This is a genomic window from Streptomyces sp. ERV7 (genome assembly GCF_001653515.1).
Lineage (GTDB): Bacteria > Actinomycetota > Actinomycetes > Streptomycetales > Streptomycetaceae > Streptomyces.
In genome coordinates this window covers 638,015-663,657 of the sequence record NZ_LYOY01000040.1, presented here as the reverse complement: position 1 = coordinate 663,657, position 25,643 = coordinate 638,015, and the positions used below count along the sequence as shown (strand labels likewise).

General features: G+C 71.9%; 22 protein-coding genes and 1 pseudogene. 7 read left to right on the top strand and 16 right to left on the bottom strand.

Features of this window, described 5'->3' with window-relative positions:
* Positions 1 to 102 precede the first annotated feature (102 nt).
* Both A8W25_RS17510 and A8W25_RS17505 read right to left on the bottom strand, forming a co-directional pair.
* Entirely contained in the window at positions 103 to 1,008 is a 906-nt protein-coding gene (locus tag A8W25_RS17510; protein WP_067162537.1) for a phosphatidylinositol-specific phospholipase C, read from the bottom strand.
* A gap of 268 nt (positions 1,009 to 1,276) precedes the next feature.
* A complete protein-coding gene (locus A8W25_RS17505; protein WP_067162535.1) occupies positions 1,277 to 2,227 on the bottom strand; it encodes an SDR family oxidoreductase in 951 nt (316 codons plus the stop codon).
* Positions 2,228 to 2,294: 67 nt separating this feature from the next.
* Between A8W25_RS17505 and A8W25_RS17500 the strand changes: the two genes are divergently transcribed.
* Positions 2,295 to 2,828, top strand: coding sequence for a GNAT family N-acetyltransferase (locus A8W25_RS17500; protein WP_067162533.1), 534 nt, complete (start codon positions 2,295 to 2,297; stop codon positions 2,826 to 2,828).
* On the opposite strand, the gene A8W25_RS17495 is transcribed toward A8W25_RS17500, so the two are convergent.
* Together A8W25_RS17495 and A8W25_RS17490 are read right to left on the bottom strand one after the other, a co-directional pair.
* Positions 2,809 to 4,023: a sensor histidine kinase gene (locus tag A8W25_RS17495; protein ID WP_067162531.1), complete on the bottom strand. Its 1,215-nt coding sequence runs from the start codon at positions 4,021 to 4,023 to the stop codon at positions 2,809 to 2,811. The two genes, A8W25_RS17500 and A8W25_RS17495, sit on opposite strands and share 20 nt — an antisense overlap.
* Positions 4,020 to 5,063, bottom strand: a pseudogene (locus A8W25_RS17490) (sodium:solute symporter family transporter); the annotation flags it as partial. The pseudogene A8W25_RS17490 and the gene A8W25_RS17495, both read right to left, overlap by 4 nt.
* 212 nt (positions 5,064 to 5,275) lie before the next feature.
* Between A8W25_RS17490 and A8W25_RS17485 the strand changes: the two are divergent.
* Both A8W25_RS17485 and bla read left to right on the top strand, forming a co-directional pair.
* Complete coding sequence (locus A8W25_RS17485; protein WP_067162529.1) at positions 5,276 to 6,868, top strand: molybdopterin-dependent oxidoreductase; 1,593 nt, start codon at positions 5,276 to 5,278, stop codon at positions 6,866 to 6,868.
* 145 nt (positions 6,869 to 7,013) lie between these two features.
* Entirely contained in the window at positions 7,014 to 7,946 is a 933-nt protein-coding gene (gene bla, locus A8W25_RS17480) for a class A beta-lactamase (RefSeq protein ID WP_067162527.1), read from the top strand.
* A gap of 53 nt (positions 7,947 to 7,999) precedes the next feature.
* Here bla and A8W25_RS17475 read toward each other — a convergent pair whose 3' ends face one another.
* The 3 genes from A8W25_RS17475 to A8W25_RS17465 form a co-directional block, all read right to left on the bottom strand.
* A complete protein-coding gene (locus A8W25_RS17475; protein WP_067162525.1) occupies positions 8,000 to 9,451 on the bottom strand; it encodes an amidase in 1,452 nt (483 codons plus the stop codon).
* A 65-nt stretch (positions 9,452 to 9,516) separates the two neighbouring features.
* Entirely contained in the window at positions 9,517 to 10,881 is a 1,365-nt protein-coding gene (locus A8W25_RS17470; RefSeq protein WP_067162523.1) for an esterase-like activity of phytase family protein, read from the bottom strand.
* Positions 10,882 to 11,027: 146 nt separating this feature from the next.
* Positions 11,028 to 12,263 carry an MFS transporter gene (locus tag A8W25_RS17465; protein ID WP_067162521.1) on the bottom strand — a complete coding sequence of 412 codons (1,236 nt, stop codon included), beginning with the start codon at positions 12,261 to 12,263 and terminating at the stop codon, positions 11,028 to 11,030.
* Positions 12,264 to 12,662: 399 nt separating this feature from the next.
* Here A8W25_RS17465 and A8W25_RS17460 point away from each other — a divergent pair, with 399 nt between their 5' ends.
* Positions 12,663 to 13,091: a MarR family winged helix-turn-helix transcriptional regulator gene (locus A8W25_RS17460; RefSeq protein ID WP_067162519.1), complete on the top strand. Its 429-nt coding sequence runs from the start codon at positions 12,663 to 12,665 to the stop codon at positions 13,089 to 13,091.
* Positions 13,092 to 13,112: 21 nt separating this feature from the next.
* Here the strand turns inward: A8W25_RS17460 and A8W25_RS17455 are convergent, their stop codons facing one another.
* The 4 genes from A8W25_RS17455 to A8W25_RS34030 form a co-directional block, all read right to left on the bottom strand.
* Complete coding sequence (locus tag A8W25_RS17455) at positions 13,113 to 13,757, bottom strand: class I SAM-dependent methyltransferase (protein WP_067162517.1); 645 nt, start codon at positions 13,755 to 13,757, stop codon at positions 13,113 to 13,115.
* Positions 13,758 to 13,833: 76 nt separating this feature from the next.
* Positions 13,834 to 14,613, bottom strand: a complete 780-nt coding sequence (locus A8W25_RS17450; protein WP_067162516.1) for a DUF1838 family protein — start codon at positions 14,611 to 14,613, stop codon at positions 13,834 to 13,836.
* A gap of 105 nt (positions 14,614 to 14,718) precedes the next feature.
* Positions 14,719 to 17,733 carry an AfsR/SARP family transcriptional regulator gene (locus tag A8W25_RS17445; protein WP_067164172.1) on the bottom strand — a complete coding sequence of 1,005 codons (3,015 nt, stop codon included), beginning with the start codon at positions 17,731 to 17,733 and terminating at the stop codon, positions 14,719 to 14,721.
* Between the two features lie 71 nt (positions 17,734 to 17,804).
* Positions 17,805 to 17,942 (bottom strand): hypothetical protein, encoded by a 138-nt coding sequence (locus A8W25_RS34030; RefSeq protein ID WP_158942593.1) that lies wholly within the window; start codon positions 17,940 to 17,942, stop codon positions 17,805 to 17,807.
* A 296-nt stretch (positions 17,943 to 18,238) separates the two neighbouring features.
* On the opposite strand from A8W25_RS34030, the gene A8W25_RS17440 reads away from it, so the two are divergent.
* Positions 18,239 to 19,522: an NAD(P)/FAD-dependent oxidoreductase gene (locus A8W25_RS17440; protein ID WP_067164170.1), complete on the top strand. Its 1,284-nt coding sequence runs from the start codon at positions 18,239 to 18,241 to the stop codon at positions 19,520 to 19,522.
* Between the two features lie 112 nt (positions 19,523 to 19,634).
* Here A8W25_RS17440 and A8W25_RS17435 read toward each other — a convergent pair whose 3' ends face one another.
* The 4 genes from A8W25_RS17435 to A8W25_RS17420 all read right to left on the bottom strand — a co-directional run bounded on the left by A8W25_RS17435 (position 19,635) and on the right by A8W25_RS17420 (position 22,564).
* Positions 19,635 to 20,225 (bottom strand): hypothetical protein, encoded by a 591-nt coding sequence (locus tag A8W25_RS17435; RefSeq protein ID WP_067162514.1) that lies wholly within the window; start codon positions 20,223 to 20,225, stop codon positions 19,635 to 19,637.
* Positions 20,226 to 20,439: 214 nt separating this feature from the next.
* The gene (locus tag A8W25_RS17430) at positions 20,440 to 21,444 is read right to left on the bottom strand and encodes a MerR family transcriptional regulator (RefSeq protein ID WP_067162512.1); all 1,005 of its coding nucleotides are present in this window, start codon (positions 21,442 to 21,444) and stop codon (positions 20,440 to 20,442) included.
* Positions 21,445 to 21,447: 3 nt separating this feature from the next.
* On the bottom strand, positions 21,448 to 22,119 hold the full coding sequence (locus A8W25_RS17425) for a HEAT repeat domain-containing protein (protein WP_067162510.1): 672 nt from the start codon (positions 22,117 to 22,119) through the stop codon (positions 21,448 to 21,450).
* 34 nt (positions 22,120 to 22,153) lie between these two features.
* Positions 22,154 to 22,564, bottom strand: coding sequence for a hypothetical protein (locus A8W25_RS17420; protein WP_067162508.1), 411 nt, complete (start codon positions 22,562 to 22,564; stop codon positions 22,154 to 22,156).
* A gap of 280 nt (positions 22,565 to 22,844) precedes the next feature.
* Between A8W25_RS17420 and A8W25_RS17415 the strand changes: the two genes are divergently transcribed.
* Together A8W25_RS17415 and A8W25_RS17410 are read left to right on the top strand one after the other, a co-directional pair.
* Positions 22,845 to 23,693, top strand: a complete 849-nt coding sequence (locus A8W25_RS17415) for a class I SAM-dependent methyltransferase (protein ID WP_079126145.1) — start codon at positions 22,845 to 22,847, stop codon at positions 23,691 to 23,693.
* A gap of 160 nt (positions 23,694 to 23,853) precedes the next feature.
* Positions 23,854 to 24,378, top strand: a complete 525-nt coding sequence (locus A8W25_RS17410; protein WP_067162506.1) for a MepB family protein — start codon at positions 23,854 to 23,856, stop codon at positions 24,376 to 24,378.
* A 141-nt stretch (positions 24,379 to 24,519) separates the two neighbouring features.
* Here A8W25_RS17410 and A8W25_RS17405 read toward each other — a convergent pair whose 3' ends face one another.
* Positions 24,520 to 25,368 (bottom strand): putative RNA methyltransferase, encoded by an 849-nt coding sequence (locus A8W25_RS17405; protein ID WP_067162504.1) that lies wholly within the window; start codon positions 25,366 to 25,368, stop codon positions 24,520 to 24,522.
* Positions 25,369 to 25,643: the final 275 nt, after the last annotated feature.

Genomic DNA, 25,643 nt, shown 5'->3' with positions numbered 1-25,643 from the left:
GTCGGTCGCGTCCAGCCACTGCGTCAGCTTAACTTCGGGGGTTTTTCCTCCGCATCACGGAGTCCCGCCCAGTGGGCCCCTCGTGGTGCGGTCGGCCCACAGTCACCCGTTCGGCCGCGCCCGGGAGGCGGCGGGGGCGGGGTTGTGCCGCAGTACGGCGTCGATGAGCCCCGAGGTCGCGTCCGGGAAGTCCATGGGGACGATGCCGAGCCCGGTGCGGCCGGCCGGCGCCGAACCGTTCAGGAAGGTGCGCACCTGCGGGTTGAGCCGGGCGGCGTTCCACTCGGGCGGCAGCCCGGCCGCCGTGCTCACATAGTTGATGTAGAGCTTGCCGGGCTGGTCGGCGGCCTTGCGGAACTGGGCCTCGATCTTGGGGTACTTGCCGAAGGGCTCGGCGTTGTAGTCGTCCTGGATGTCGAAGAGCGCCGGGTCGCCGTAGCGGACGCCGGGCAGGCCGCCGTTGTCGGCGAGCAGCACCACCCTGCCCCGGGCCTCGCCGAGCGCGGGCAGCACGGAGTCGAGGCGGAACAGCGGCCGCCAGCCCTTCTGGTCGAGGTAGATGTCGAAGATCCGGCGGAACTCCGCGTCGCTGACCGTCGAGTACTCCTGCTTGACGCGCATCAGCACGGTCTCGCCCGGGTGGGCGGCGAGGAAGTCCCGGCAGGCGATCAGTACATCGCCGAACATCAGGTTCTGGTAGAAGGCGGCGTGGTGGATGGCGAAGGCGTCGCCGGTGGCCCGGCAGCGTACGTCCAGGAAGCGGATGCCGGCGTTCAGCTGGGCGGCGACGAGCGCGCTCTGGCACTTCACCCACAGACCGCCGAAGCGGGCGCCGGTGTCGTGGGTGCCGGGGATCGTCAGCTGCCGCAGGTCGGTCGAGCCGCCGAGGCCCGCCATCCAGTCGCCGGTGCCCAGGGTGCGGGCCGCGGCGGGCGCGGCGCCCGTGTACGCCAGGAGTCCGGCGGCCGGAAGTACGGCCGCTCCTCTGAGAAAGCCCCGCCGGTCCATACCCACGCTCCCCCTGCCGCTCGGCGGCCCCGTCCCCGCTGTGGCATGGAAGCACAGTGGGCTTCAGGAGAACAGGCGTTGTGCGACACCGATTACCGCCCGGTAGTCCCGGCGGGCGCCGCCGGCTCCCACCGCGGCACGCGGCCGCTCCGCACCGCGCCCACTTTTCCGTACGCCCCTGTGTCCGCGTACGTCTATTGCGCGCTCACCCAGCTGGTGAAGACCTGGTGCATCCGGAAGTTCCACACCTGGCTGTGCGCCGCACCCGTCACCGGTACGCGCCGGGGTCCGGCTCCCTCCCCCGCTCGCGGTCCGCCATGAACCGCCAGATGTCGGGGCGGGAGCCGTCCGTGTCGGTGAAGCCGTAGACGCGGGCGAGCTCGCCGGAGCTGAGCGACTGCTGGTTCCAGCGTGCCCGTCCGCCGTCGGCCGCCAGCGCGGCGACCGCGCGCCCCACGTACCGCGGCGACTCCGAGAGGGCGAAGTCCGGCGGGGCGGCCGCCTCGCGCCAGTTCTCCTCGGTGACGCCGAAGGCGTCCAGCATCATCTCCGAGCGCAGCCAGCCGGGGGTGAGCGAGACGGCCGTGCCGCCGTACGGGGCGAGTTCGTGCCCCTGCGAGAACGCCAGCCGGTTCACGGCGGCCTTGGCCAGGTCGTAGAAGACGGAGATCCGGTAGTGCGCCGCGTTGTAGGCGGCGGTGCCGTCGGTCACCTCGACCAGCAGACCGCCCGGCCGGGCGGTGAGCAGCGGCAGCAGACGGTGGGAGGTGATCAGATGCGTGTCGACGGCCAGGCGCAGGATGCGCAGCCCGTCGTCGAGGTCGTGCTCCCACATCGGGGTGTTCCAGTCGGCGGGGCCGCCCTTGAGCACTTCGGCGCCCCAGATGTCGTTGACCAGGATGTCGAGGACGCCGTGCTCCTCGGCGATCCGCTCGGCCAGTGCCTGCACCTGCGCGGGGTCGAGGTGGTCGGTGACGGCCGCGATGCCGGTGCCGCCGAGCCGGGTGACCAGCTCGGCGGTCTCCTCGACGGTCTCGGGGCGGTCGTAGTCGGACGGGAGCGGATGCGTACGGCTGCTGCGGCCGGTGCACACCACGGTCGCGCCCGCCTCGCCCAGGGCGGCGGCGATACCGCGTCCGGCGCCGCGGGTGGCCCCGGCCACCACGGCCACGCGCCCGCGCAGCGCACCTCCGGCCGGTTGGTCCCGCGGTCCGTCCACGGCCGGAGTCTGCCCGCGCCGGGACCGCTGATTACCGGTTCGGCCCCGTATTCGACAGGATGGGCGCATGACCGAGATCCACACCCCCCGTCTGCTCCTGCGCCGCTGGGACGAGGACGACCTGCCCGCCCTGGCCGACATCAACGCCGATCCGGACGTCATGCGCTGGACCGGGGACGGCTCGGTCCTCGATCTGGAGCAGACCGCCGAGGACATCGAGCGCTGGGAGGAGGAGTGGGACGAGGAGGGCTTCGGGCTCTTCGCCGTCGAACTCCTCGGCTCGGGCGAGCTGGCCGGGGTCACCGGGCTCTCCGTGCCCACCTATCTGCCCGAGGTGCTGCCGGCCGTGGAGATCAGCTGGCGTCTGGGGCGGCAGTTCTGGGGGCAGGGGTACGCCTCGGAGGCCGCGCAGGCGTCCCTTGAGTTCGCCCTCCAGGACCGCGGCCTCGACCGGGTCATCGCCATCACGCGCGTGGGCGACACGGCGTCCCACAACGTGATCAGCAAGCTGGGCATGGTCCCCGAGAAGGTCACGACCGACCCCCGGTACGGCCACCAGCTCGCGGTGCACTCGATCGACCTCACCGAGTACGAGGGGTAGGGCTGTCCGGCGCCGAGTGGACGCCCGGCTGATATTTGGGCAGCCGGACCGTGATCTTCATTCCGGCGCCCACCGCCGTCTCGATGACCAGGCCGTGCCCGTCCCCGTAGACCTGGCGCAGCCGGTCGTCCACGTTGGACAGGCCGATGCCCGCGGACGGGCCGGCCTCGCCCGCGAGGAGGCGGCGCAGCCGGTCGGGCTCCATGCCGACGCCGTTGTCCTCGATGACCACCAGCGCCTCGGACCCGGCGTCCTGGGCCGTGATGCTGATGTGGCTCTTGTCGGTCTTGCCCTCCAGACCGTGCTTGACGGCGTTCTCGACGAGCGGCTGGAGGCACAGGAAGGGCAGGGCCACCGGCAGCACCTCGGGGGCTATCTGGAGGGTCACCGAGAGCCGCTCCCCGAAGCGGGCGCGGACCAGGGCCAGGTACTGGTCGATGGCGTGCAGTTCGTCGGCCAGGGTGGTGAAGTCGCCGTGCCTGCGGAAGGAGTAGCGGGTGAAGTCCGCGAACTCCAGGAGCAGTTCGCGGGCCCGGTCCGGGTCCGTCCGTACGAACGAGGCGATCACGGCCAGCGAGTTGAAGACGAAGTGCGGGGAGATCTGCGCCCGCAGCGCCTTGATCTCGGCCTCGATCAGCCGGGTGCGGGACCGGTCGAGGTCGGCGAGCTCCAGCTGGACCGAGACCCAGCGGGCCACCTCGCCCGCCGCCCGGACGAGCACCGCCGACTCGCGCGGCGCGCAGGCGACCAGGGCGCCGTGCACCCGGTCGTCGACGGTGAGCGGGGCCACCACCGCCCAGTGCAGGGCGCAGCCGTCGTCGTCGCAGTGGATGCGGAACGCCTCGCCCCGGCCGGTCTCGCGGATGCGGCCGAGCCGCTCCAGGATCTCCGTGCTGTGGTGCTCCCCCGCCCCGTCCCAGGTCAGCACCGAGGACCCGTCGGTCAGGCAGAGCGCGTCGGTGCCGAGCAGGGTGCGCAGACCCCGGGCGGCGCGCCGCGCGGTGTCGGGGGTGAGCCCGGCCCGCAGCGGGGGCGCGGCCACCGACGCGGTGTGCAGGGTCTGGAAGGTGGCGTGCTCCACGGGCGTGCCCAGATCGCCGAGCCCCTGTGGGCGCGCGGTGCGCCGCCCGGCCCAGAAACCGGCCGCGACCAGGGGGAGGGCCGCCGCGAACATCCCGGCCAGGAACCCGTTCACGCCTGGGCCCGACGGGGTGCGGCGGGGTGGGCGGGTCCGCCGCGCTGCCCCGCGTACAGCGCTTCCGGCAGATGGAAGCGGGCCAGTATCGCGGCCGTGCCCGCCGGGATCCGGGCGGGCGTCGCCAGGGACACCAGGATCATCGTGAGGAAGCCGAGCGGCACCGACCACAGGGCGGGCCAGGCGAGCAGCGCGTGCAGCGGTCCGCCGCCCGGGAGTCCGGCCATGGTGGCGGTGACCGCGAGCAGTGCCGAGCCGCCGCCCGCCACCATCCCCGCGACCGCGCCCGGCGGGGTGAGCCCGCGCCACCAGATGCCGAGCACCAGCAGCGGGCAGAACGAGGACGCGGAGACCGCGAACGCCAGGCCCACCGCGTCGGCGACCGGGAGTCCGCCCACCAGGGCGCTGGCCGCCAGCGGTACCGCGACCGCGAGCAGGGTGGCGAGGCGGAAGTGCCGGACGCCCCGGGTCGGCAGCACGTCCTGGGTGAGGACGCCCGCGACCGCCAGGGTCAGCCCGGACGCGGTGGACAGGAACGCCGCGAAGGCGCCGCCCGCGAGGAGTGCGCCGAGCAGGTTGCCGCCGACTCCGCCGATGACCAGGTGCGGCAGGACGAGCACGGCGGCGTCGGCCTGTCCGGTGAGGGCGAGTTCGGGCGCGTACAGCCTGCCGAAGGCTCCGTAGACGGGCGGCAGCAGATAGAAGGCGCCGATCAGGCCGAGGACGACGACCGTGGTGCGGCGGGCGGCGACGCCGTGCGGGCTGGTGTAGAAGCGGACGACCACGTGCGGCAGGCCCATGGTGCCGAGGAAGGTGGCGACGATCAGCCCGTACGTGGCGTACAGCGGGCGTTCCTGGCGGGCGTGGGCGAGGGGCGTGGACATGCCCGCGCCGCCCGCGTCGCTGCCGGGGACGGGGTCGCCGGGGGCGAAGACGAGCCGGGTGCCGCGCTCGACGCGGTGGGTGCCGCCGGGCAGCAGGAGGCGTGCGTCCTGGTGGCGGGTGCCGTCGACGGTTCCGGTCGCGGTGACGCGCCCCGGATCAGCGTGGCATGCACCCCCACGGCGCGCAATCGGATGACTACAGGGCGCTACGAGTGGTCAAGGGTGCGGAGACCGCCGGACGGCTGTCCCGTCGGCGGGCCTCGTAGACGGCGCCAACTCAGTGAACGGGAGTCGAGCCTCGCCGGGAAGGGTGCTCAGCGGGCGGAGCGTGGTCCGAGAAGAAACCGTCCGACGTCGATGGGGCCGTGATGAAACCTCTGAGCAGCGGGATCCGCCTTCCGCTCGCAGCCCTGTCCGGACTGCTCGCCGGGTTCGCGGCGCTGGCCGTGGCGGAGTTGGTCTCCGCCACGGTTCGGCCCGAATCCGGTCCGGTGATCGCGGTGGGCGGTGCGGCCATCGACAGCACGCCTCCCGCCGTGAAGGACTGGGCGATCCGCCACTTCGGTACCCACGACAAGCTCGTCCTACAGCTGGGGATTCTGGGTGTGCTGGCTCTGCTCGCCCTGGTGCTCGGCGTGCTGGCGCTGCGCTTCCGCCGTACCGGTGCCGCCGGGGTGCTGCTGTTCGGGCTGGTGGGAGCGCTTGCTGCGAGCAGTCGTCCCGACTCGGTGGGCAGCGCTGACGCGATGCCGTCGATGGTCGGCGCTGCGGCCGGGGCAGGATTGCTGTACCTGCTGATCGGCCGCCTCACCCCAGGGGCGGGGACCGCGACCGGTGCGGCGGAGGGGGAAGCCTCGGGAGGTCCTCAGGACTGGGACCGCCGCGGGTTTGTCGTGGCGGCCACCGCGGCCGCCGTCGCCTCGGCGGGCACCGGCCTGCTGGGAAGGACACTGAACAACGCCAACGGCCGGGGAGCGGTCGCTTCTCGCGGCAAGGTGAAGCTGCCCGCCGTCGCCTCGTCCGCCCGGCCCCTTCCGCCCGGGGCCATGCTGCACACGCCTGGCCTCAGCCCCTTCATCACCCCCAACAGTGACTTCTACCGGGTTGACACCGCCCTGGTCGTACCGAAGGTGAACGCCACCACCTGGCGGATGAAGATCCACGGAAAGGGCGTCAGCCGCCCCGTCACGCTCACCTTCGAGGACCTCCTGGGCCGTGAACTCATCGAGCGCGACATCACGTTGACGTGTGTCTCCAACGAAGTGGGGGGTCCCTATGTGGGCAACGCGCGCTGGATCGGGGTACGCCTGGCCGACCTGCTCAAGGAAGCGGGAGTGCGGCCACCGTCGCGGGGCGGGCCGGCGGATCAGCTGGTGGCCCGCTCGGTGGACGGGATGACGATCGGCACCCCGGTCGAGGACGTCATGGACGGCCGCGACGCGCTGCTGGCGATCGGCATGAACGGCGAGCCCCTCCCCTTCGCCCACGGCTTCCCCGTCCGCATGGTGGTCCCCGGGCTGTACGGATACGTATCGGCGTGCAAATGGGTCCGGGACATCGAGCTGACCACGTTCGACGCCTACGACGCGTACTGGGTCAAACGGTCCTGGGCGAGGAAGGCGCCCGTCAAGACCGAGTCCCGTATCGACACCCCGAAGCCGTCCGCCCGGCCGAAAGCCGGAACGGTGATGATCGCCGGGGTCGCGTGGGCCCAGCACCGCGGTGTCGACCGGGTCGAGGTACGGGTGGACGAGGGGCCCTGGGTGCCGGCCGACCTCGCCGCCGAGGACACGGCTGACACCTGGCGCCAGTGGTCCCTGCCCTGGAAGGCCACCGCGGGCGAGCACACCCTGACCGTCCGCGCCACCGACCGCAGCGGCCAGGTGCAGACCGACCGGCGCACCCCCACGATCCCGGACGGGGCCAGTGGCCGGCACTCGGTGGTGATCGACGTGGACTGATCGCCCGCGCCACCGGCTGCGCCTCGGCGCGCAAGGAGGGGGCCGGTTGCTTCGACGGGAGGCCGGGTTCCCCGGGCAAGATCGGGGCATGTGCTCCTCATCCCTGATACGCACGGATTTCCCCCGCGCACCCGGAGGTTGGACCATGCCGTACGCACGCGCACGACGTGCCGCACTGGGCGGGCTCGCCCTGCTCGCCGCTCTTCCGCTGATGGCCTGCGCGCAGGCCGGTGGCCAGGCGTCGTCACCCGCGCCGCCCGCCGCGACGACACGGCCGCATACGGACACGAAGCCGCCCGTGGCCGATTTCAAGGAGCTGGAGCGCAAGTACGGGGCGCGGCTCGGGGTGTACGCGGTGAACACCGGCGACGGGCGTGAGGTGGCCTGGCGCGACGGGGAACGGTTCGCCTACGCCTCCACGTTCAAGGCGCTCGCCGCCGGGGCCGTCCTGCGGAAGTACTCCCTCGACGGCATGACCAAGCTGATCACCTACTCCAAGGACGATCTGGTGGCCAACTCGCCCGTCACCGAGAAGCACGTCGACACCGGAATGACGCTGGGCGAGCTGTGCGACGCCGCCGTGCGCTACAGCGACAACACGGCCGGGAACCTGCTGTTCGACGCGCTCGGCGGACCGAAGGGCCTGGAGCGTGCCCTGAGGGAGACGGGCGATACGGTGACCCGCGTCGAGCGCCGCGAGCCGGACCTGAACCAGTGGGCCCCCGGCACCGTGCGGGACACCACCACGCCCCGCGCGCTGGCCAAGGACCTGCGCGCGTTCGTCCTCGGCGACCGCCTCGGCACGGCCGAACGTGCCCAGCTGACGCGGTGGCTGCGGACCAACACCACCGGAGGCGAACTCATCCGGGCCGGAGTCCCCAAGGGCTGGACGGTCGGCGACAAGACCGGCGCGGGCGGTGTCTACGGCATCCGCAACGACATCGCCGTGGTGTGGCCCCCCGACGCCGCGCCCATCGTCGTGGCGATCCTGTCCAACCGCGGGACGAAGGAAGCCGATTACGACAACAAACTGATCGCGGACGCGGCGGCGGTGGCGGTTGCCCGAGCGGTGTCATAGGCGGAAGCGGGCCCCTTCCGGGTGCTTGTGGCCGGGCCGAGGCGCAGTACGCCCTACTTCGGTGCCTGGAAGCCGCCGATCCTCTGCTCAAGCAGTTCGGCCAGCCGCAGCGGGGTACGGTCCTCGAACATCGGGCCGATGAGCTGCACTCCCACCGGCAGACCCTCGGGGGACCGGCCCGCCGGTACGGCGGTGGCGGGCAGACCGGGCATGGTGGCCACACCGGCCCAGACGAGCTGGTCGAAGTACGGGTACGCGACGCCGTCGATGTCGAGCCGGCGTCCCATCGCATCGGGGTCGTGGTCGTGCGGGAACGCGGGAGTGGGCGTGATGGGACACACCACGGCGTCGAACTCGGCGAAGAGCCGCCGCCAGCCGTGGCGGTGGAGCTCGCGGCGGCTGTTCGCTTCCAGCCAGTCGCGGTGGCTGAACACCATGGCGCGCAGCCGCGCGGCGTCGAGACTCCGGTCATCCGCGCCCAGTCGGGCGGCGCGGGCCCGCAGCCGCTCGTACGCCTCCGGGGGAAAGCGCGCGACGGCACCCGAGAAATGCAACTGCGTGTAGAGCGTCGCGGCTTCGGTCAGATCGGGCAGAAGCGGGCTGCGCCGCTCGACGCGGGCGCCGCCGTCGGCAAGCGCGTCGGCCACCCGGCTCACGCCCGCCCGCACGGCGGACCCGGTCGGAATGAGCGGATGATCGTCGAGGACCAGGACCCGGAAGTCGCCCAGCCGCTCGTGCCGCGCGGGCGGCAGCGCCACGTCGTGCGCCACACCGAGCGTCAGCGGGTCCGGTCCGGCCATGACGTCGAGCAGCAGCGCGAGGTCGCGGGCCGTGCGCGCCATGGGACCGACGACGGCGAGGTCGGAGTCGACCGGCAGCGCCGGCGCGTGCGGCGGGACCATACCGCGGATCGCCGCCAGCCCCAGCGACGGCTTGTGGGCGTAGACACCGCAGAAGTGTGCGGGGGTGCGCAACGAACCGGCGATGTCGGATCCGATGGACAGCGCGCCGAACCCGGCCGCCAGGGCGGCCGCCGATCCGCCGGAGGAGCCACCCGACGTACGGCCGTGATCCCACGGGTTGTTGGTGGTGCCGTAGATCTCGTTGAAGCTCTGCACATCCTGCAGTCCCACCGGCACATTGGTCTTGCCGAGCACCACCGCGCCGGCGGCCTTGAGCCGTGACACCTGCACCGCGTCCTCGGCCGGCACGAAGTCCCGGTGCGGCGCCATGCCCCAAGTCGTGGGCAGCCCCGCGATGTTGTAGGACTCCTTGACCGTCACCGGTATGCCGAGAAGTGGCCGGTCCTCGCCGCGGGCGCGCGCCCGGTCGGCACCGCGCGCGGCGGCCCGCGCGCGGTCGAAGTCCGGCACACAGATCGCGTTGATCGCCCGGTCGTCCCGCTCGATACGGGCGATCGCCTCGTCGGTCAGTTCCGCCGAGGTCACCTCACCGGCGCGCAGGGCAGCCGCGAGTTCCTCCGCCGTCGCAAAGTTCCCGTCCATGAGTCGACCGTATCGACCCCTGGGAGAGGGCATGAAATGCCGATTCGCACAACGGGTCGGATGGTCTAGCGCAGCGGCCCGGACAGGCGTACGTACGTCACCGTAGTCTCGACGCCGCTGTCCACCAGTCGGCCGCGCGGGTCGAAGGCCTCGGGGCCGTCCGTCATACCGAAGTCGTTGTCGTTGATGAGCGCGAGGGTGTCCGGGCCGGTCGGTGCGACGCCCTCGATCTTGCCGGGCACGCCCGGGACCTTGCCGAAGTCGGCCACGAGGGTTTTGCGCAGTACCGGCGCTCCGGCCGCTGTGGGGTCGTCCAGCTGCTCGTACGAGGGGGAGGTCGCCGGGTCGTCCCAGGCGCTGTTCAGGATGCCCGGTCCGTGCGGGAGGGTGACCCGGTGCAGGCGAGAGGTCTTGTCGGTGCGTTCCTGCACCAGGAGCCTGTTGCCGCCGATCGCCACCAGGGAGGAGATCTTGAGTTCGGAGGTGTCGTGCTGGCCCGGGTCGACGACGTCCACCGGGTCGAAGCGGTAGGCGTACTCGGCCGTCACGGCACGCTTCTTCGGGGAGAAGCGCAGCAGGCGCGTGTTGCGGGAGTCGTTGCCCGCGGCCGCGTCCGGCACGGACAGCGGACTCTGTACGGCGAGGACCAGGTCGCCGCCCGGGAGTTGGGCCAGGCCCTCGAAGCCCCGGTTGGTCTTGCGCTTCAGCAGAATGGCGGGCAGCGACTCCACGACGGGGTAGTCGGCGCCCTTGAGGGCGAGCCCCTTGGGGACGTATCGCGTGAGGACCCTTCCCCGCGCGGAGACGTGCACGAGCGAGGGCCCGTACTCGTCGGCGAGCCAGAACGAGCCGTCGGCCGCGCGCACGATCCCTTCGGTGTCCAGGCCGTTCGGGTCGTACGGGAGCGGCGTCTTCGCGTCGTACGTGTACGGGGCCTCGTCGCGCGAGGCCTGGTTGGGCAGACCGGTGACGGGTCTGCCGGAGCGCGTGGTGATCGGGATCGCCTTGAGGACCTGCACGCGGTGGCCCGAGACACGGATCCTGACGATCGCCGGGTCGAAGCCGGGGACCGGGAAGGTGCGGCGCTTGGTGCCGTCCACCTTGATCTGGCCGTTGGGGCCGCGGTCGGTCACCGTCCAGAACTCGCCCTTGCGCGCGGCGGGGTAGAGGTCGCTGCCGATCCCGCCGAGGTCGATGCCGCGGTCGTCCGCGACCGAACCGGGCAGCAGGGTGTTGCTGAACGGGCCGAGCGGGATGTCCCCGAGGGTCGCGGTCCCCACGACCCGCGTGTCCCGGTTCCCGTCACCGGACGCGGGACCCGGCGCGCCAGCAGCGGTGCCGGTCACGGTGATCGCCGCGAGCAGGGCGAGGGGCACGCCCGCGGCGAGGGAGCGGCGTATGGTGCGCTGGGTGTGCGCGTGGGACGACATCGGGCCTCCTGGCCTGCAGACATGTGACTGTGGCCAAGCTGATGGCTCCCCGCGAACGTGATGAGTCATCGGGGTGAATGCCACCCGACGCGCCGCGAACGCCCTGGCGTCGGTCCTGTCCCGTGGGGAGCGCGGGGATCCAGATGTCAGGGGTTCTGCCTCGTGGGACGCGCCGGCGGTGGCCCGGCCGGGAGGGGCTGGTCCTGGCGCAGGGCCAAGGAGGCCGAGAACCGCGCGCGGGCGACCGGTCCGACGAGTGCCACGGGCAGGGTGACGGCCGCGGCGATCGCGAAGAGCGTGCCGAAGCGCTTGTCGTCCGCCAGCCCGCTCACCAGATATGTGCTGAGGGCCGCCCCGGTGTAGACGGCACATGCCACCAGAGAGGTGGCGATGCCCCGTACTTGGGGCGGCGCGACCTCGGTTCCCCAGGTCTGCACGGTGGACTGCACCAGCGCGAAGGCGAGCCCGGACAGCACGCTGGCGGTCAGTACGGTCGCCATCGACTGGGTGGGCACGCAGACCAGATAGCCCACGCCGAGCAGGACGCTGCCGACGGCGAAGTGGGTGGCCGCCGTCACCCGCTGGGCCAGGGCGCGGACCGCCACGCCGCCCGCCACCGCGGCAAGGCCGTAGCTGCCGGTGACCAGGCCGGCGTACACGACGCTGTGTCCGCCCGCCTGCAGCGCGGTGTTGAGGAAGTTGAAGAAGCCCAGCATGGCCGCGCCTTCGAAGAGCGCGAAGGCCACCAGGAAGCGGAACCAGCCGATACGGAAGACCATGTGGAGCCGGGCTCCGACGCTCGTGCCGCTGGGGGCCGGGGCGGATGCCTCCGGCAGGCGGCCGAAGGCGAGGACGAGCAGGGGCGAGCAGATCGCCACCAGCAGGATCGCCGCGCGCCAGTTCCACAGATGGGTGAACACACCCGCGACGACGGTCGCCGCGGCCGTCCCGACGGCCCCGGCCGCGAGCACGCTCGCCACGGTCCGCTGCCGCTGGGCGAAGGGCAGCCGGTCGCCCACGTACGCGACCATCACCGGCAGCAGGGCGGCCGCCGACGCGCCCGCGAGCGCGCGTCCGAGGATGAGCACGCCCAGGTTGGGGGCGAGAGCGGAGACCAGGTCGGCCACGCACATGCCGAGCAGGGCCACGCGCATGACCCGTACGCGCCCGTAGACGTCGGAGACGAGACCGTGGATGGGCTGCATCAGGCCGAACAGCAGCAGGTAAGCGGTGAGGGCGATGGTGACGGAGGAGAGGCTGACGCCCAGGCCCTTGGACGCGGGCAGCAGCAGCGGGGTGATCACGATCCGGTCGAAGTTGCCGAGGAAGGAGCCCGCGTAGATCAGCCGCATGTCCTGGGCGTCGGTGGTGCTCTTGTTCACTGCCTTCCCTCCGGCTCGGTGGTCTGCTGACGGGCTGCGATCGTCGCGTGCACCCGAGCCTCCATGGCTGTTCCGGAAGGCCAATTCATCAATATCGCTGATAGTCAGAGAACCTGATGGGTCAGTATGGAGCGGCCGGCTGGAATCGTCAACGCGAGGGCAGAGCTTCACGAACTCCAACCGGCCTGTGTGGTCCCGCTGTTGAAGGCTTGACGTGTCTCAAAGGCGTTGGTCTTCTGTCTAAAAGACAGTCAGTGCTGCTGTCGGACCCGAGGCGCCGGGGGGCGTCGGCCGGGCCGTCAGATGTTCTGGGGCAGACCGCGCGCCGCGCCCGGCGCTCGCTGGAGGGGAGCCGGAGCAATGACCGTGAGCAGGGAAATCGGCGTCGGGGATCCACCCTTGTTCGAAGGACTTCAGCAGTGGCACGGCTTCCTGTTGCGCAAGGCCGCCCAGGTGGTGACGGGTTCCGTCGAACGGGATCTGTCGCCCCTCCAGGTGACGATGCGTCAATTCGGTGTGCTGAGCGTCGTCGCGGCCGAACCGGGCCTCAACCAGCGGGCAGTGGGCAGCAAGCTCCGCATCAACCGGATGACCGTCGTCACCCTGGTCGACAAGCTGGAGGGGACGGGGCTGATGGAGCGCAGACGCTGCCCCGACCGCCGGAGCCTGGCGCTGCATCTGACCGAACGGGGTGGCATACGGCTCCGGGAGGCGCAGGAGGTGCTGGCGGAGGTCCACCGGGAGTTCCTCAGCCCCCTGTCCGCCGAGGAACGTGACGCCCTGCGGGAGATCCTGGTGCGTCTCGTGATGTGCGGGCCCGGTCTCTGAGGGCGGCGGGTGCGGGGCGGCCTACCCGGTGTTCGCCGGTCGACTGGCCCTGATCACGGTGGCGTACGCCTCGCGCTCGCCCGTTTCGGTGGTGACGGTGTGCGGCACCCGCGCGGCGCGTTCGATGCGGAGATCCGGCAGCTCCGCGCGGAGGCGCTCCGGGGTGTACATCCTCTCCGGATCGGACGGGCCTTCGAGGCCCGTGCCGAGGTTGTCGAGATGGTGCCCCACGATGACCAGCCGTCCGCCCCGGGTCAGCGCCTTGGCCGCACGGGCCAGGAGTGCCGCCCGCTGTGGCGGTTCGATGTGCACGTACGTGATGAGGGCGAGGCCGAAGGTGTCCTGCGGCGGTTCGTAGGAAGCCAGATCCGCGAGGACGGTCGTCACCTCCACCTCCTCGGCCGCTGCTTGCCGACGCGTGCGCTGCAGTGCCGCCGCTGAGAAGTCCACGGCGGTCACCCGCCAACCGTGGTGGGCGAGCCACAGCGTGTGGCGTCCGGCACCCGCGCCGAGGTCGAGGGCCCGGGGCCCCGGCGCTGCCGGGCCGGCGGCCGGGTCCGGCGACACCAGCGCCAGCTCTGCGACCGCCAGCGGATGGGGGGCGAGCGTCCAGCCGATGTCGCCATGGGTATATCGACGGTTCCAGTACTCCGCCGAATGCGTCATTTCCGCTCCTACCTCCGCACGCAGGGAACGAAGCCTCAAGCAACCTGACAGCAAGCCAGATTATCACCAGTGCTGCCTATCGTCGGGCGTCCCCGTCGTCGGCGGGCAGCTGTACGGGAGGGTTGAGCTTCCGGAAGTACGTCCAGCTGGTCTCGTTCGGCTCGCTCCACTTCTCCGGGGCATGGGCGAATTCCGGGTGGCGGTCGGCGACGTAGGCACGGGTGCGTTCGGGGACCTCGGCGTACGAAGCGAGCTTGCGCCCCCGGCAGTGGAAGGTGAGGCCGCCGGGCCGTTGGCCACGGGCCATCCAGGGAAGCCACGGGGACATCCGGGTCCACGACATGGTGGCCGGGACGCCGGGCGCGGAACCGGCCAGGTCGGCGCGGTCGGCGAAGAACTGGAAGAGCTCCAGGGCCTTGTAGGTGTCACCGGCCGAGTGGACGGGGTACTGGCTCACCGGCAGCGGCGAGGGGTAGGCAAGCGGGATCTCCACGCTGAAGCAGACCTGTCCGCCGAGTTCGGTCCTCGGTATCGGGAAGGGGCGCCACTTCTGGTTGGCCGGGTCGTTCCAGACGTGCACCACGGGCAGGTCCCGCCAGACCTCCAGGATCTCGCGGGTGACGGGGTCCAGGTAGAAGGCGGCCTCGCGGGTGAGCAGCCGGTAGGCGTCCGGACCGTCCTCGGCGTCCTGCACCAGGCGGGCGACGTTGAACCCTTCGAAGCCGAAGACGCGCTGGTAGGGCTCGTCCGGGGCCCACGAGTACACGTCTCCGGTCCACCAGTACGTGACCTCCTCGCCGTCGAGCGAGGCCCGGGTGCGGGCGAAGGAGCGGAACACTTCTGAGGGTGTCGTCATAGGGAGTACTCTGCGCGACGCGACCTGGATGCGATACCCGCGCACCCGCGCACCGAGGGAGCGGACGCGGCCGGCGAGACACAGGTCCAGGGCGACGCGTGGCCCTCAAGTGGCGGTTCCGTACGTGGCCAGCGGCTCCGGTAGGGGCATGCCGAGGCGTACGTGGAGGTGGTGGGCGGCGCGCAGACAGGCATCCGCGCGTTCGGTCCGCCCGGCCGCGGACAGGGTGGTGCCCAGGGCGAGCAGTGCGCCGGCGCGCAGCGGGTCGTTGCCGAGCCGCTGCGCGCCGGAGAGGGTGCGCTCCAGGTGAGCCGCTGCCTGTCCGTACCGGCCGAGCGCGTGCGCGGCTTCGCCGAGGCCGTGTTCGACGAGCAGTTCCACGTGCTCGGAGCCGATCTCCCGGCAGCCGCCCAGGGCCTCCGTGAAGCTCGCCACCGCGTCGGCGGGGCGGCCGAGGCTGAGAAGGGTGCGCGCGTGGCCGCACTGGACGTAGGCGCGTACCACCGTCCAGCCGAGCGGTGTGGCGCGGGAGAGGGCGTCCGTGAGGCAGTCCAGCGCCTCCGACATACGGCCCAACTGCCGCAGGGGGTGCGCGGTGTTGTTGCGCGTCTCCAGCTCTCCCCAGAGGTTGCCGCGCCTGACGTGTACGGCGACGCCCTCCTGGAAGAGGGCGAGGGCGGACTCGTGGCAGGGGAGGCCCGTCGCTCCGGTCACCTCCAGCAGTCCGCTCACATTGAGAAGTTGACCGAGCATCACCTCGTCACCCGTGGCGCGGCACAGCGCGAGCGCGCGGTCCACCTGGGCGCACCCCTCGGCCCCGCGGCCGACCTGCCACAGGCCTCCGCCCAGCATGTAGCGGGCGCGGATCTCGGCGGCCGGCCGGCCGCGCAGGGCGGCGGCGTCGGCGAGCGCGGCGGCGGGCCCGTTCAAGTACGGCCACAGGAAGTCGCTTTCGCCGAACGGGTCGAGGGCCAGGAGCAGATCGACCGCGGGTGCGAGCCGTGTTCCCCCTCTGCGTGCCGCCTGCCGCAATACCCCGAGCAGGGTGTCGAGCGCGTCGCGCACCCACTCCTGCCCGGCCGCCGCGTCGTCGAAGGGGACGGGGGTCGCACGCGTCGGTGCCATGGCGTCCGGGGTGGTGCAGCCGGGGCGGGACAGCCGGTAGGCGCCCCGCAGGGTGGCCAGGCAGAAGTCGACGAGACGGTCGAGCGCGGCGTCGGCCTGCGACCCCTTCGGCGCTCCCGGCGCCCGCGTTCCCCCGGTGTCCGGCTCCGCCTCCTCGGCCCGTGCCCGCGCGAACAGGCGCAGCAGGTCGTGGTAGCGGTAGCGGCGCTCGCCCGACGGCTCCAACAGGCTTACGTCCACGAGCTGTTCGAGCAGGGACTCGGTGCGCCGCTCGTCCCGGTCGAGCAGCGCCGCGGCCATCGGCACCGACAGCGCCGGGCCCTCGGCGAGCGAGCCGAGGCGGAAAGCCCTCGCGAGGTCGGGCGTCAGCTGGTCGTAGCTGAGCCGGAACGTCGCGTCGACGGCCAGATCGCCGATCCTGATGTGGTCGAGCCTGTGCTGCTCCTCGGTCAGCCGGTCCACGAGCCCGGCGACGGTCCAGACGGGGCGCTGGGCGAGGCGCGCGCCCACGATGCGTACGGCGAGCGGCAGATGACCGCAGGCGGCGACCAGCTCGGCGGCGGCCTCCGGCTCGGCGGCGATCCGCGCCCGGCCGACGATCCGGGTCAGCAGTGCCACTGCCTCGCCGGCCGAGAAGACGTCCAGCTCGAATGCCCGGGCCGATGGCAGGGAGAGCCTGGCGCGGCTGGTCACCAGGGCGGCGCAGCCGGGGGTGCCGGGCAGCAGTGGCGTCACCTGTCGGCCGTCCGCCGCGTTGTCGAGGAGGACCAGGACGCGGCGCCCGGCGAGCAGGGAGCGGTAGAGCGCCGCCCGTTCGTCGAGTCCGTCCGGTACGGCGCCGATGCCCAGGGCGCGCAGGAACCGGCCCAGGACCTCCGCCGGTTCGACGGGGTCGGCGGACGTGCCGCCGAGGTCGACGTGGAGCTGGCCGTCCGGGTAGCGGTCGCGGACGCGATGCCCGGCGTGCAGGGCGAGTGCGGTCTTGCCGACGCCGCCGAGCCCCGACATCGCGGAGACGACGATCTGCGGGGAGTCGGCGTCGAGCACGGCCAGCAGGTGCTCGGCCGCGGCTGTACGGCCGGTGAAGTCGGCCGGGGACGCCGGGAGTTGGGCGGGTATGGGGTGCCGGTAGTCCGCCGTCGCCTCCGTCGTCCCGTCGGTGGTGGACTCCTGGGGTGTGTCCGCCCGGAGCGGACCGCTCGCCGTGACGGCCGGGGCGGTGGCGAGGGACGGATCGGCCCGCAGCATCCGCTGGTACAGGTCGGTCAGCTCCGTACCCGGCTCCACGCCGAGTTCGGCGGCGAGCACCGAGCGGCCGTCGGCGTACGCGGCGAGCGCCTCCGCCTGGCGCCCGCCCCGGTAGAGGGCGAGCATCAGCAGAGCCCGCAGGCCCTCGCGCAGCGGGTGCTCGGCGACGAGGAGCGCCAGCTCCGGGGTGCTCCCGGCGTGCGCACCCAGCTCCACGTCGAGGCGGATACGGGCCTCCACGGCGGTCAGTCGCCGCTCGGTGAGCGCATCCCGCAGGCTGTCGGCATGCGGCCCGGGCACTCCGGCGAGCGGCAGGCCGCGCCACAACGAGAGCGCTGTGCGCAGGAGGCGGCGGGTACCCTCCCGGTCACCGTCCCGTGCCGTTTGCTCGGCCTCGGCCAGATACCGGTCGAACTGGTCGAGGTCGCAGACGCCTTCGGCGGTCACCAGACGATAGCCGCCGGGGGCGGAGACCAGGACCGCCGCGGGCGTACGCGGCCGGCGGCCGGGCTCCAGTTTGCGGCGCAGCTCGAAGATCTGGCTCTGCAGCGTGGACAGGGCCCGTTTCGGGGCGGGGTGGCCCCACACACCGTCGACGAGGTCGTCGGCGGTGACGGTCCTGCCGCGCCGTGCCAGCAGTATCGCCAGGATCGCCCGCTGCTGCGGCGTCAGCGGTACGGGTTCCCCCATACCGTCGACCACCTTGACCGGCCCGAGCAGCGCATAGCGAAGCTCGTCTTGGTGCATGTCCACCCCCGTGGTCGCCGCGTATCTCTCCGCGTACCGTGTCTCTCCCCGCACGCCCACCCGCGTCCGCGCTACAACAGCTTGACCGAGCTGGCCCGGTCGTTCCTCGCGTCGCCGACGTAGGGCGTGGCGGTGCGGTACTCCTGCTGCGTGCCGTTGTAGTGGCCCAGTGAGGCGATGACGATGGCTGCTCGTCTGACAGAGGGCATGTGTGTCTCCTGTACGCGAGGGGCTTTCCGCTGGTGGTCTCGGTCGTGTCGACCGCGGTCAGTCCATCCCTCAACAATCCATACGCCGTGAACGTCGGATAAACGCGGACGCTCGGTTGTCAGCAGTCGATGGGTCCCGCTCCTCCCGCTGTTCTCGGTGGTTGGAGCGTCCGTCACGCCGTCGGTTTACCCATCACTTGATGCACAGCCCTTGACAATTGATCATGTACCTGACTGGAGTGGCACTGCACCACACCCACGTACGGGACCACACTCCAATGGGGGGCGATCAGCGCATGACCAAGCCTGAGAGCGCGGGGTACGACTACGACGTCGTCATCAGCGGGGCCAGCATCGCCGGCAGCGCCGCGGCGATCCTGCTCGCCCGACGGGGTGTCCGCGTCGCACTGCTGGAACGCCGCTCGGACCCCGAGGCGTACAAGGTGCTGTGCACCCACTCGATCACCGCCAACGCGTACCCGGTGCTGGACGAACTCGGTCTCGTCCCCGCTCTGGAGAAGGCGGGAGCCGTGCGCAACGAGGCCCGCTGGTACACCCGGTGGGGATGGATCGAGCCGAGGGCGGCGCCGGGCGGCCCCGCGCTGCCGTACGCGTACAACGTCCGGCGCAGCACCCTCGATCCGCTCATCAGGTCCCGTGCGGAGCAGACCCCTGGTGTCGATCTGCTCCTCGGCCACCAGGTGACGGCGTTGATCGGAGAGGCTGGGCGAACCGTGGGGGTGCGCGCGTCGACACCCCGGGGTGAGCGGGAGATCCGGGCCCGTCTGGTCATCGGCGCCGATGGGCGGGACTCGGCCGTGGCGAAGCTCGCCGAGGTGCCCACCCAGCTGCACGAGAACTCGCGGTTCGGCTATCTCGCGCACTTCCGCGATCTTCCGCTGCCCGGCGGGATCGGTCAGACCTGGTTCCTTGAGCCCGACATGGCGTACGCGTTTCCGAACGACGACGGGGTGACGGTCCTCGCGGTGCTGCCGGACAAGAAGCGGCTGCCGGCCTTCCGGGAAGACCTGGAAGGCAGTTTCCTCGATTTCGTCCGTGCCCTGCCCGAGGCACCGCCCATCGACTCCGCCGAGCGCATCTCGAAGATCGTCGGCACTGTCAACTACCCGCTCGTCAGCCGTCGGCCGACCGCACCGGGCGTCGCGTTGATCGGCGACGCCGCCCTGACCGGGGACCCCCTGTGGGGGGTGGGATGCGGGTGGGCCCTGCAGTCCGCGCAGTGGCTGGTGGAGGCGGTCGCTCCGGCCGCGGCCGGACGGGGCGACCTCGACAGGTCGCTCGCGGCGTACGCGCGCACCCACCGGCGTCGGCTGCGCGGCCACCAGACCCTGGCCGTCGACTTCGCCAAGGCCCGTCCGTTCAATCCCGGGGAGCGGCTGGTCTTCTCGGCGGCGGCGCGCGACGAGTCGATGGCGCGGCACATGTATCTGTTCGCGTCCCGCCTGATCGGTCCGCTGCAATTCCTGAACCCCCTGGCACTGGCCAAGGCCGCGGCCGTCAACATCAGGCATCGCAGGAAGGCCGCGCCGTCGGCGCACCTGTCACGTACGGGGTCGTGACCGGCTCTTGCTGGAAGCGGCGCAGGTTCCGCCACGGGCAGGACGCCCGTGGCGGAACCAGTGCCGATACCCCTCGGCTCTACGGGGGCGGGCTGGGTCCCTGCCGGCCCCTTCAGGAGTCGGTCGTGCACTGCACCGCGAGGTCGTCGACGCGCACGGTCCTGGTCGTCCCGTCGTAGGAGCTGATGACGGCCTCGACGAACACATTGGTGTTCCCGCGCGGTGACCACGCCGGGGTGTCGACGGTCTGGTACCCGTTGCTCGCGTTCAGCCAGGGCACCGTCTCGCCCAGCTTGTTGCCGTTCGCGTCCCATACGCGCAACGCGAACTCGACGCCGTTCTGCGGCCATACGTAGATCCGCGCCGCGCAGGTCGAGTTCCACGAGATGCCGTTCAGCGCGGCCCAGGTCCCTTCGCGTGCCCACCCCTGCCGCGCGGAGAGCCATCCGTTGTTCTGGCCCCAGTGGGCGGTGCCGGTGTTGACCTCGAAACCGGCCCAGGCGTCACCCCCCGTCGGACGGTCCCACTTGTCGAGCTGGCCGCCCTCGAATCCGTTCGAGAACACCAGTACTCCGGCGTGCGCGGGAGTCGACAGGGCCAGGACGGCCATCGGCACCGCCGCGACGGCGAGCCACCGGGGCAGCCGCAGGGTACGGCGGACGGCGGTACGGCGCGATCTCGTTGGCCGGCGAAGTGATCTCATGTGGTGCCTCCTTGGGGTCGACGTCCAGGCTGGCCAGCCCCGCGCGCTTCGTACATCCCCAACATTGGGGGTTGCGACAGCCCGGGGTCCTTCCTGACGGGCGTCTGTGGCTTACTGGCAGACCGCGAACGCCGTGAGGCTCTGCTCGTAGGTGCCGGTGTTCGTGCCGTGGATGACCCAGCAGGAGGTCAGTCGTCCCCGCACGCGAGATCCGTCACCGTGCCTCGCGCAGCCGGAGAACGTACGCCGCGGTCAGCGCGACGGCGCGGTCCTCGTCGTGCGACAGCTCCGCGAGCGCACGGGACGCCGTCGTCCCCGGGATGCCCGCCAACGCCTGAGTCAGCCGTCCGCGTGCGGGCTGTTCGGTGGTGTCGTGGGTGAGGCGGTCGACGAGCCCGGTCGCGATCCGATCCGCTGTCGCGGTGTCGCACGCCAGGACGCTCAGCGCATCGGCCGCGTCGGTGTCGTTCCTGCCCTCCACGATCATGTCGATGAGCGTCGGGACCGCATCGGCCACTCCACGTGTCCCGAGCGCCAGAGCCGCGTACCCGCGGGCGACGGCGTCGGGGTGCGCGAGAGCATCGCGCAGCCGCGCGGTGGCCTCCTCGCCGGGCAGCTCGGCGAGGGACCGGACGGCACGTTCGCGCACCGCGGCCACCGGTGAGCCGAGGCCCTGCGCCAGCAGTGCGGGACCGCCGTCGTCCGATCGCGCCAGCGCCCATCGAAGGGCTCCGGCGACATGCGGATCCGGCTCGCTCAGTACCGCCTCGACCAGCGCTTCCACCGGCACCGGGACTTCGTCGGCCGAGGAGAGGGCCGCGCGCTGGCGCGCGCCGGCGCTCTTCGACCCCAGTGCCTGGAGGAGCGCGACGACCTGGAGGACATCCTTCCAGCCGCCCGGCTCCGCGGCATCGATACGGCTCAGCCGCGTGAGCAGCTCGGTCTCCGCCGCGATGCGTTCGCGCGTCTGGCGGATGAGGTCGCCGACGAGCGCCGAGGGCGTGAAGCCGGGGTCGTCGAGCGCGCGCCCGATCTCCCGCAGCGACAGCCCGAGCGAGCGCAGGCTCTCGATCTGGAAGATCCGCTGGATGTCCCCGCCGGAGTACTCCCGGTAGTTGGAGCCCGTACGACCCGAAGGCCGCACCAGACCGAGCGACTCGTAATGCCTGAGCATGCGGGCACTGACCCCGGACCGTCGCGCCACCTCACCGATCAACACGTCCTATTGTCCCTCCTGGCCGTCCCCGCCGAGAGCCACGACCCGCTTCGCCTCCTCGATCGCGGACTCGAATCCGGAGTCCGGGTCGTCCAGCAGCCGCTGCGTGGCCAGCGCGTGCGCGCGCACGAGTGGATCGGGGCCCGTCGTCGCAGCACGCAGAGCCGGCACGATCACTTCACCCAACTCGACCAGTGCCCGGCTGAGACTCAGCTGCGTCTGCCGCTCACCGCGCCCGAGCTGCGTCGCCAGCGCCGCGGCCAACGCGGACTCCCCGCCTTCCGGTACGAGCACGACGGCGGTCCGCCAGGCGGCCCGCGCCACTTCGTCGTCGGGGTCGGTCAGCAGCGACGGTGTGATCGACGACCAGGCCTGCCGGTCCCCGATCTTGGACAGCGTGTGCAGCGCCTGGCTGCGTGCCTGCGCGTGCTCGGAGCGGACAGCGCGGATCAGCCGGGGGAGCGTCATGGACACCGGGTGGCGGGTGAGCGCCCAGGTGAGCATGTCGCGGACGAAGAACTCGGGCTCGATCGCGCAGCGCTCGATGAGCTTGTCGACGAAGCGCGGGTCGGGCGTCGTGCCGACCGCCAGAGCGGCCCGCAGCCGCACGGAGGAGCGGCCGTCCTCCAGCGCCTGGAGCGCTCGGACCGCATCCGTCTCCTGCTGTGTGATCGTCATCGGATCACCTCCTCGGCAAGCAGTGAAGGCGTTGTCACTGTGTCAAGGTCAAGCGGTTCCGCCGCGCGATCGCGAGCCACCTGTCGCGTCCCACGGCGTGAAGGTCTCGATCGCGCCGGGCCGACCTTTCGAAGTCGAGCAGGGTGGAGGGCTGAGCGTCGTCCAAGCGGCACTCCAGCACCTGCCCCCGGGAAACGAACTGCCAAGGCTGGACGTTGCCCCCGGACGGGGCCTGGATGCCGTACGAGACCAGACGGCGCACGGCCTCGGTGTCCAGGGCCCGGCCCCGCTCGGGCAGGACGAGCGGAACCGGGCGCGCTCGGGGCACCGGGCCGGGGGCCGGGTCGGCGGGCCGCACGGGTGCCTCGGTGCCGTCGCGGACGAGTTCTGCGGGGGGCGACCGGCTCAGGACGACGGCTATGGCGTCGCAGGTGGTTCGGACCAATGCGGGACATCATCCCTCCCGTCCCGAAGGGCGGGAACGGCAGGGAGCGCACCCCCGGGGCGGAGCTGCCTCTCCTTGCCGATGGCTCAACGCCCTTGCCCGTTCTGATCGTTGGTCGGCGGAGGGGGCCCTTGCGTCGGAGCGGCACCCATACGTATCTTGCCGATGTATCGGATCGATACATCGAACCGATTGCTTGCGTCGTCGGGGCCATGCCGGTCCCGGCCTACCACCCGCAGGCTGGGCACCTGGGACCGACCGCTGAGGAAGAGGAGCCGCGATGACGGGGACGGACGACGGCACGGGGTATCACCAGGAGTACGCGCGGGGTCGCGCGCTCGCCGAGCAGGCGCCGCACAAGGACGAACGGCTGCTGCACAGCTCGTCGTTCGGCGCGGCGGCTGGTGCCTATGCCGAGCACCGCCCGGACTACGCTCAGGCCGCGGTGCGCTGGGCCCTGGCACCCGCGCCCGGCCCGCGCGTGCTCGACCTCGGCGCTGGGACCGGCAAGCTCACCGGCACACTGCTCGCGCTGGGCGTAGACGTCGTCGCCGTCGAGCCCGACCGGGCGATGCTGGCCGAACTGCGCCGGGGCCTCCCGTCGGTGCGCGCCCGGCCGGGCAGCGCCGAGGCGATACCGCTCCCGGACGGGTCCGTCGACGCCGTGCTGTCCGGCAACGCCATGCACTGGTTCGACATGGACGTCGCGGGGCCCGATATCGCCAGGGTTCTCGCACCCGGTGGGGTGTTGGCGGGGCTGTGGAACGTCTTCGACGACGGGGTCGACTGGGTGGCCGGGCTCGCACAGGTCAGCGGGAGCGCGGCGATCGGCCCGCGAGACGTGCCCACCAGTTGGCGTGCCGAGACGGCCGGGATGCACCTTCCCAAGACCGGTGCCGCCCTCTTCGACTCGCCGGAACAAGCGGAGTTCCCGCACGGGCAGCTCCGGACCGGCGCCTCCCTCGTCGCGACCCTCGCGACGAAGGCGGGAATGCTGGTCATGCCGGAGGTGGAACGGCGGGCCGCACTGGCCCGGACTCGCGCCTATCTCGCGAGCCGACCGGAGACCGCCGACGGCGAGTTCACCCTCCCGATGCTGACCGGTGTGCTGCGCGTCCGGCGGATGTGACATCCGTCGACCGCACGACAGGGGCTGCCGCACCAGCCGATACGTGTTGCTGGGCGGCGAGGAGGAATTCGGCATGGGGGTGCCGGTGGGGCCGAGGCGGAGCCGAAGCACGCGTCGGTGGCCCGGCGGTGTGCGGCGGGTGCGATGGCAGGATGGGGGGATGGCGATGAGTCAGCCCTGGTCAGGGCTTCCCGGTGACCTCCTGGCGGCGAAGGCGCTGGTGTACGACCCGAGCGGCTTTGTCTGCACACGGCCGGTGCCCGAGCCCGAGAGTGCGGAGTACGCGGCGCACGGGTTCACGCTCGACGGGCTGTCGGTGAGGTTCCGCGTGGCCAAGACCACCCCGACGAAGGTCGGCCAGTTCGTCACCGTGTGGCAGCGATCCGCAGAAGGTCCGATCCGGCCCTTCGATGCCGACGACGGGGTCGACCTCTTCGTCATCAGCAGTCGCGACAGCGGCCACTTCGGACAGTTCGTGTTTCCGCGAGAGGTGCTGTGCGAGCGCGGCATCGTGTCGCGGGCCGGGTCCGGCGGGAAGCGGGGGTTCCGCGTCTATCCGCCGTGGGTGACGACGACCAACCGTCAGGCACGCGGTACGCAGACGTGGCAGGTGAACTACTTCCTGCGGCTCGACGAGGACGGTCCTGTCGACATGGGGCGTGCCCGGGCCCTCCATCACCGGTAGTCGTCCGCAATGCGTCCTGGGTGAACCCTCGCCGGTCGGGGCCCAGTGAACGGACGCCCCACCTCCCCCAGTTGCCGGGAAGGTGGGGCGCCGCGCGCGCTCACCGCTCGTCGGTCGGCGGGCGCGTCCGCCCGCTCGTGGTCAGCGAGGTCGGTAGGACGTGGCCAGCACTGAGACGGTGACCTGGCAGGACAGGAGGCCGTGGCGGGCCGGGTTCGCATCGTCCAGGTGGCGTGCGCTCGGTGTCATCCTCACCAGATCGGCCGCCTCCTGCCGGGTCAGGGACGCGGTGTATTCGAGGCGCTGGGTCTCAGCGGCCTCGAAGAAGGGGCCCAGCGTGTGTTGCAGGCGCTGTTCCTTCGCCGGATCGATCGTGACCATCCCGGGGACCTGGCCGCGTAGTTCGGCCAGGTGCCGGTCGGTGGGTCGCACCACGATCAACCGGCCGGTGGGGCGAAGCACTCGGTGGAACTCGGAGGGGTTGCGCGGGGCGAACACGTCCAGCACGACGTCGGCCACCTCATCGGCCAGCGGAAAGGGGCGGAAGACGTCCCAGCTCGCCGCAGCGGCTCGCCGGTGGACCCGGGCCGCCGAACGCAGGGCGCGTACCGAGGTGTCCAGCCCCAGGCCGCGCGCACCGGGCAGCTGATCGAGCACACCGGCCAGGTAGTAGCCGGTGCCGCACCCGGCGTCCACGATCGTGCCCCGATCGGGCAGGACGTCGGCCGTCAGTTGGGCCAGTGCCTCACGGATAGGGGCGTACGTGCCGGTGGACAGGAACCGGTTCCGGGCTTGAACCATCGCCACGTCGTCTCCGCTGGTGGCGCGGGCGCCCGTCAGGAGGCCGGCGTAGCCCTGGCGGGCGATGTCGAAGGTGTGACCCGCCGGACAGCGCAGTGCACCGCGGTCGGGCCGGAGGCAGGCGCGGCACACCGGGCAGCGCAGCAGGTCGAGGAACGGCTGGAGGGCAGGGGGAGACAACGCAGGCACGAGGAACTCCTGGCAACGGTGGAGGGGGGAACCGTGCCTGCACGCGCGCTCAGAAGGCCGCCGGCTCAAGAGAACGAGCTCGACGTCCAACCGCCTCGGTACGGACCGCACAAGGAAGTTGGATCACGAATCAGGCACACCGAGGAGGGCGACGCCGTACGACGGCTTCGCCCTCGACACCTCGTTGTCAGACAGCCTGGCGGTGCGGGGTTCTCATACCTGCACCCTACAAGTTCCAGCGGACGCCCGTCGCGGCAAGAACACGAGCAACCCGT

Bases quoted from the DNA above. Each gene is read 5' to 3' on its own strand.
- A8W25_RS17510 (WP_067162537.1), bottom strand. From the start codon at position 1,008: ATGGACCGGCGGGGCTTTCTCAGAGGAGCGGCCGTACTTCCGGCCGCC.
- A8W25_RS17500 (WP_067162533.1), top strand. From the start codon at position 2,295: ATGACCGAGATCCACACCCCCCGTCTGCTCCTGCGCCGCTGGGACGAG.
- A8W25_RS17485 (WP_067162529.1), top strand. From the start codon at position 5,276: ATGAAACCTCTGAGCAGCGGGATCCGCCTTCCGCTCGCAGCCCTGTCC.
- bla (WP_067162527.1), top strand. From the start codon at position 7,014: ATGCCGTACGCACGCGCACGACGTGCCGCACTGGGCGGGCTCGCCCTG.
- A8W25_RS17475 (WP_067162525.1), bottom strand. From the start codon at position 9,451: ATGGACGGGAACTTTGCGACGGCGGAGGAACTCGCGGCTGCCCTGCGC.
- A8W25_RS17470 (WP_067162523.1), bottom strand. From the start codon at position 10,881: ATGTCGTCCCACGCGCACACCCAGCGCACCATACGCCGCTCCCTCGCC.
- A8W25_RS17455 (WP_067162517.1), bottom strand. From the start codon at position 13,757: ATGACGCATTCGGCGGAGTACTGGAACCGTCGATATACCCATGGCGAC.
- A8W25_RS17450 (WP_067162516.1), bottom strand. From the start codon at position 14,613: ATGACGACACCCTCAGAAGTGTTCCGCTCCTTCGCCCGCACCCGGGCC.
- A8W25_RS17445 (WP_067164172.1), bottom strand. From the start codon at position 17,733: ATGCACCAAGACGAGCTTCGCTATGCGCTGCTCGGGCCGGTCAAGGTG.
- A8W25_RS34030 (WP_158942593.1), bottom strand. From the start codon at position 17,942: ATGCCCTCTGTCAGACGAGCAGCCATCGTCATCGCCTCACTGGGCCAC.
- A8W25_RS17440 (WP_067164170.1), top strand. From the start codon at position 18,239: ATGACCAAGCCTGAGAGCGCGGGGTACGACTACGACGTCGTCATCAGC.
- A8W25_RS17435 (WP_067162514.1), bottom strand. From the start codon at position 20,225: ATGAGATCACTTCGCCGGCCAACGAGATCGCGCCGTACCGCCGTCCGC.
- A8W25_RS17425 (WP_067162510.1), bottom strand. From the start codon at position 22,119: ATGACGATCACACAGCAGGAGACGGATGCGGTCCGAGCGCTCCAGGCG.
- A8W25_RS17415 (WP_079126145.1), top strand. From the start codon at position 22,845: ATGACGGGGACGGACGACGGCACGGGGTATCACCAGGAGTACGCGCGG.
- A8W25_RS17410 (WP_067162506.1), top strand. From the start codon at position 23,854: ATGGCGATGAGTCAGCCCTGGTCAGGGCTTCCCGGTGACCTCCTGGCG.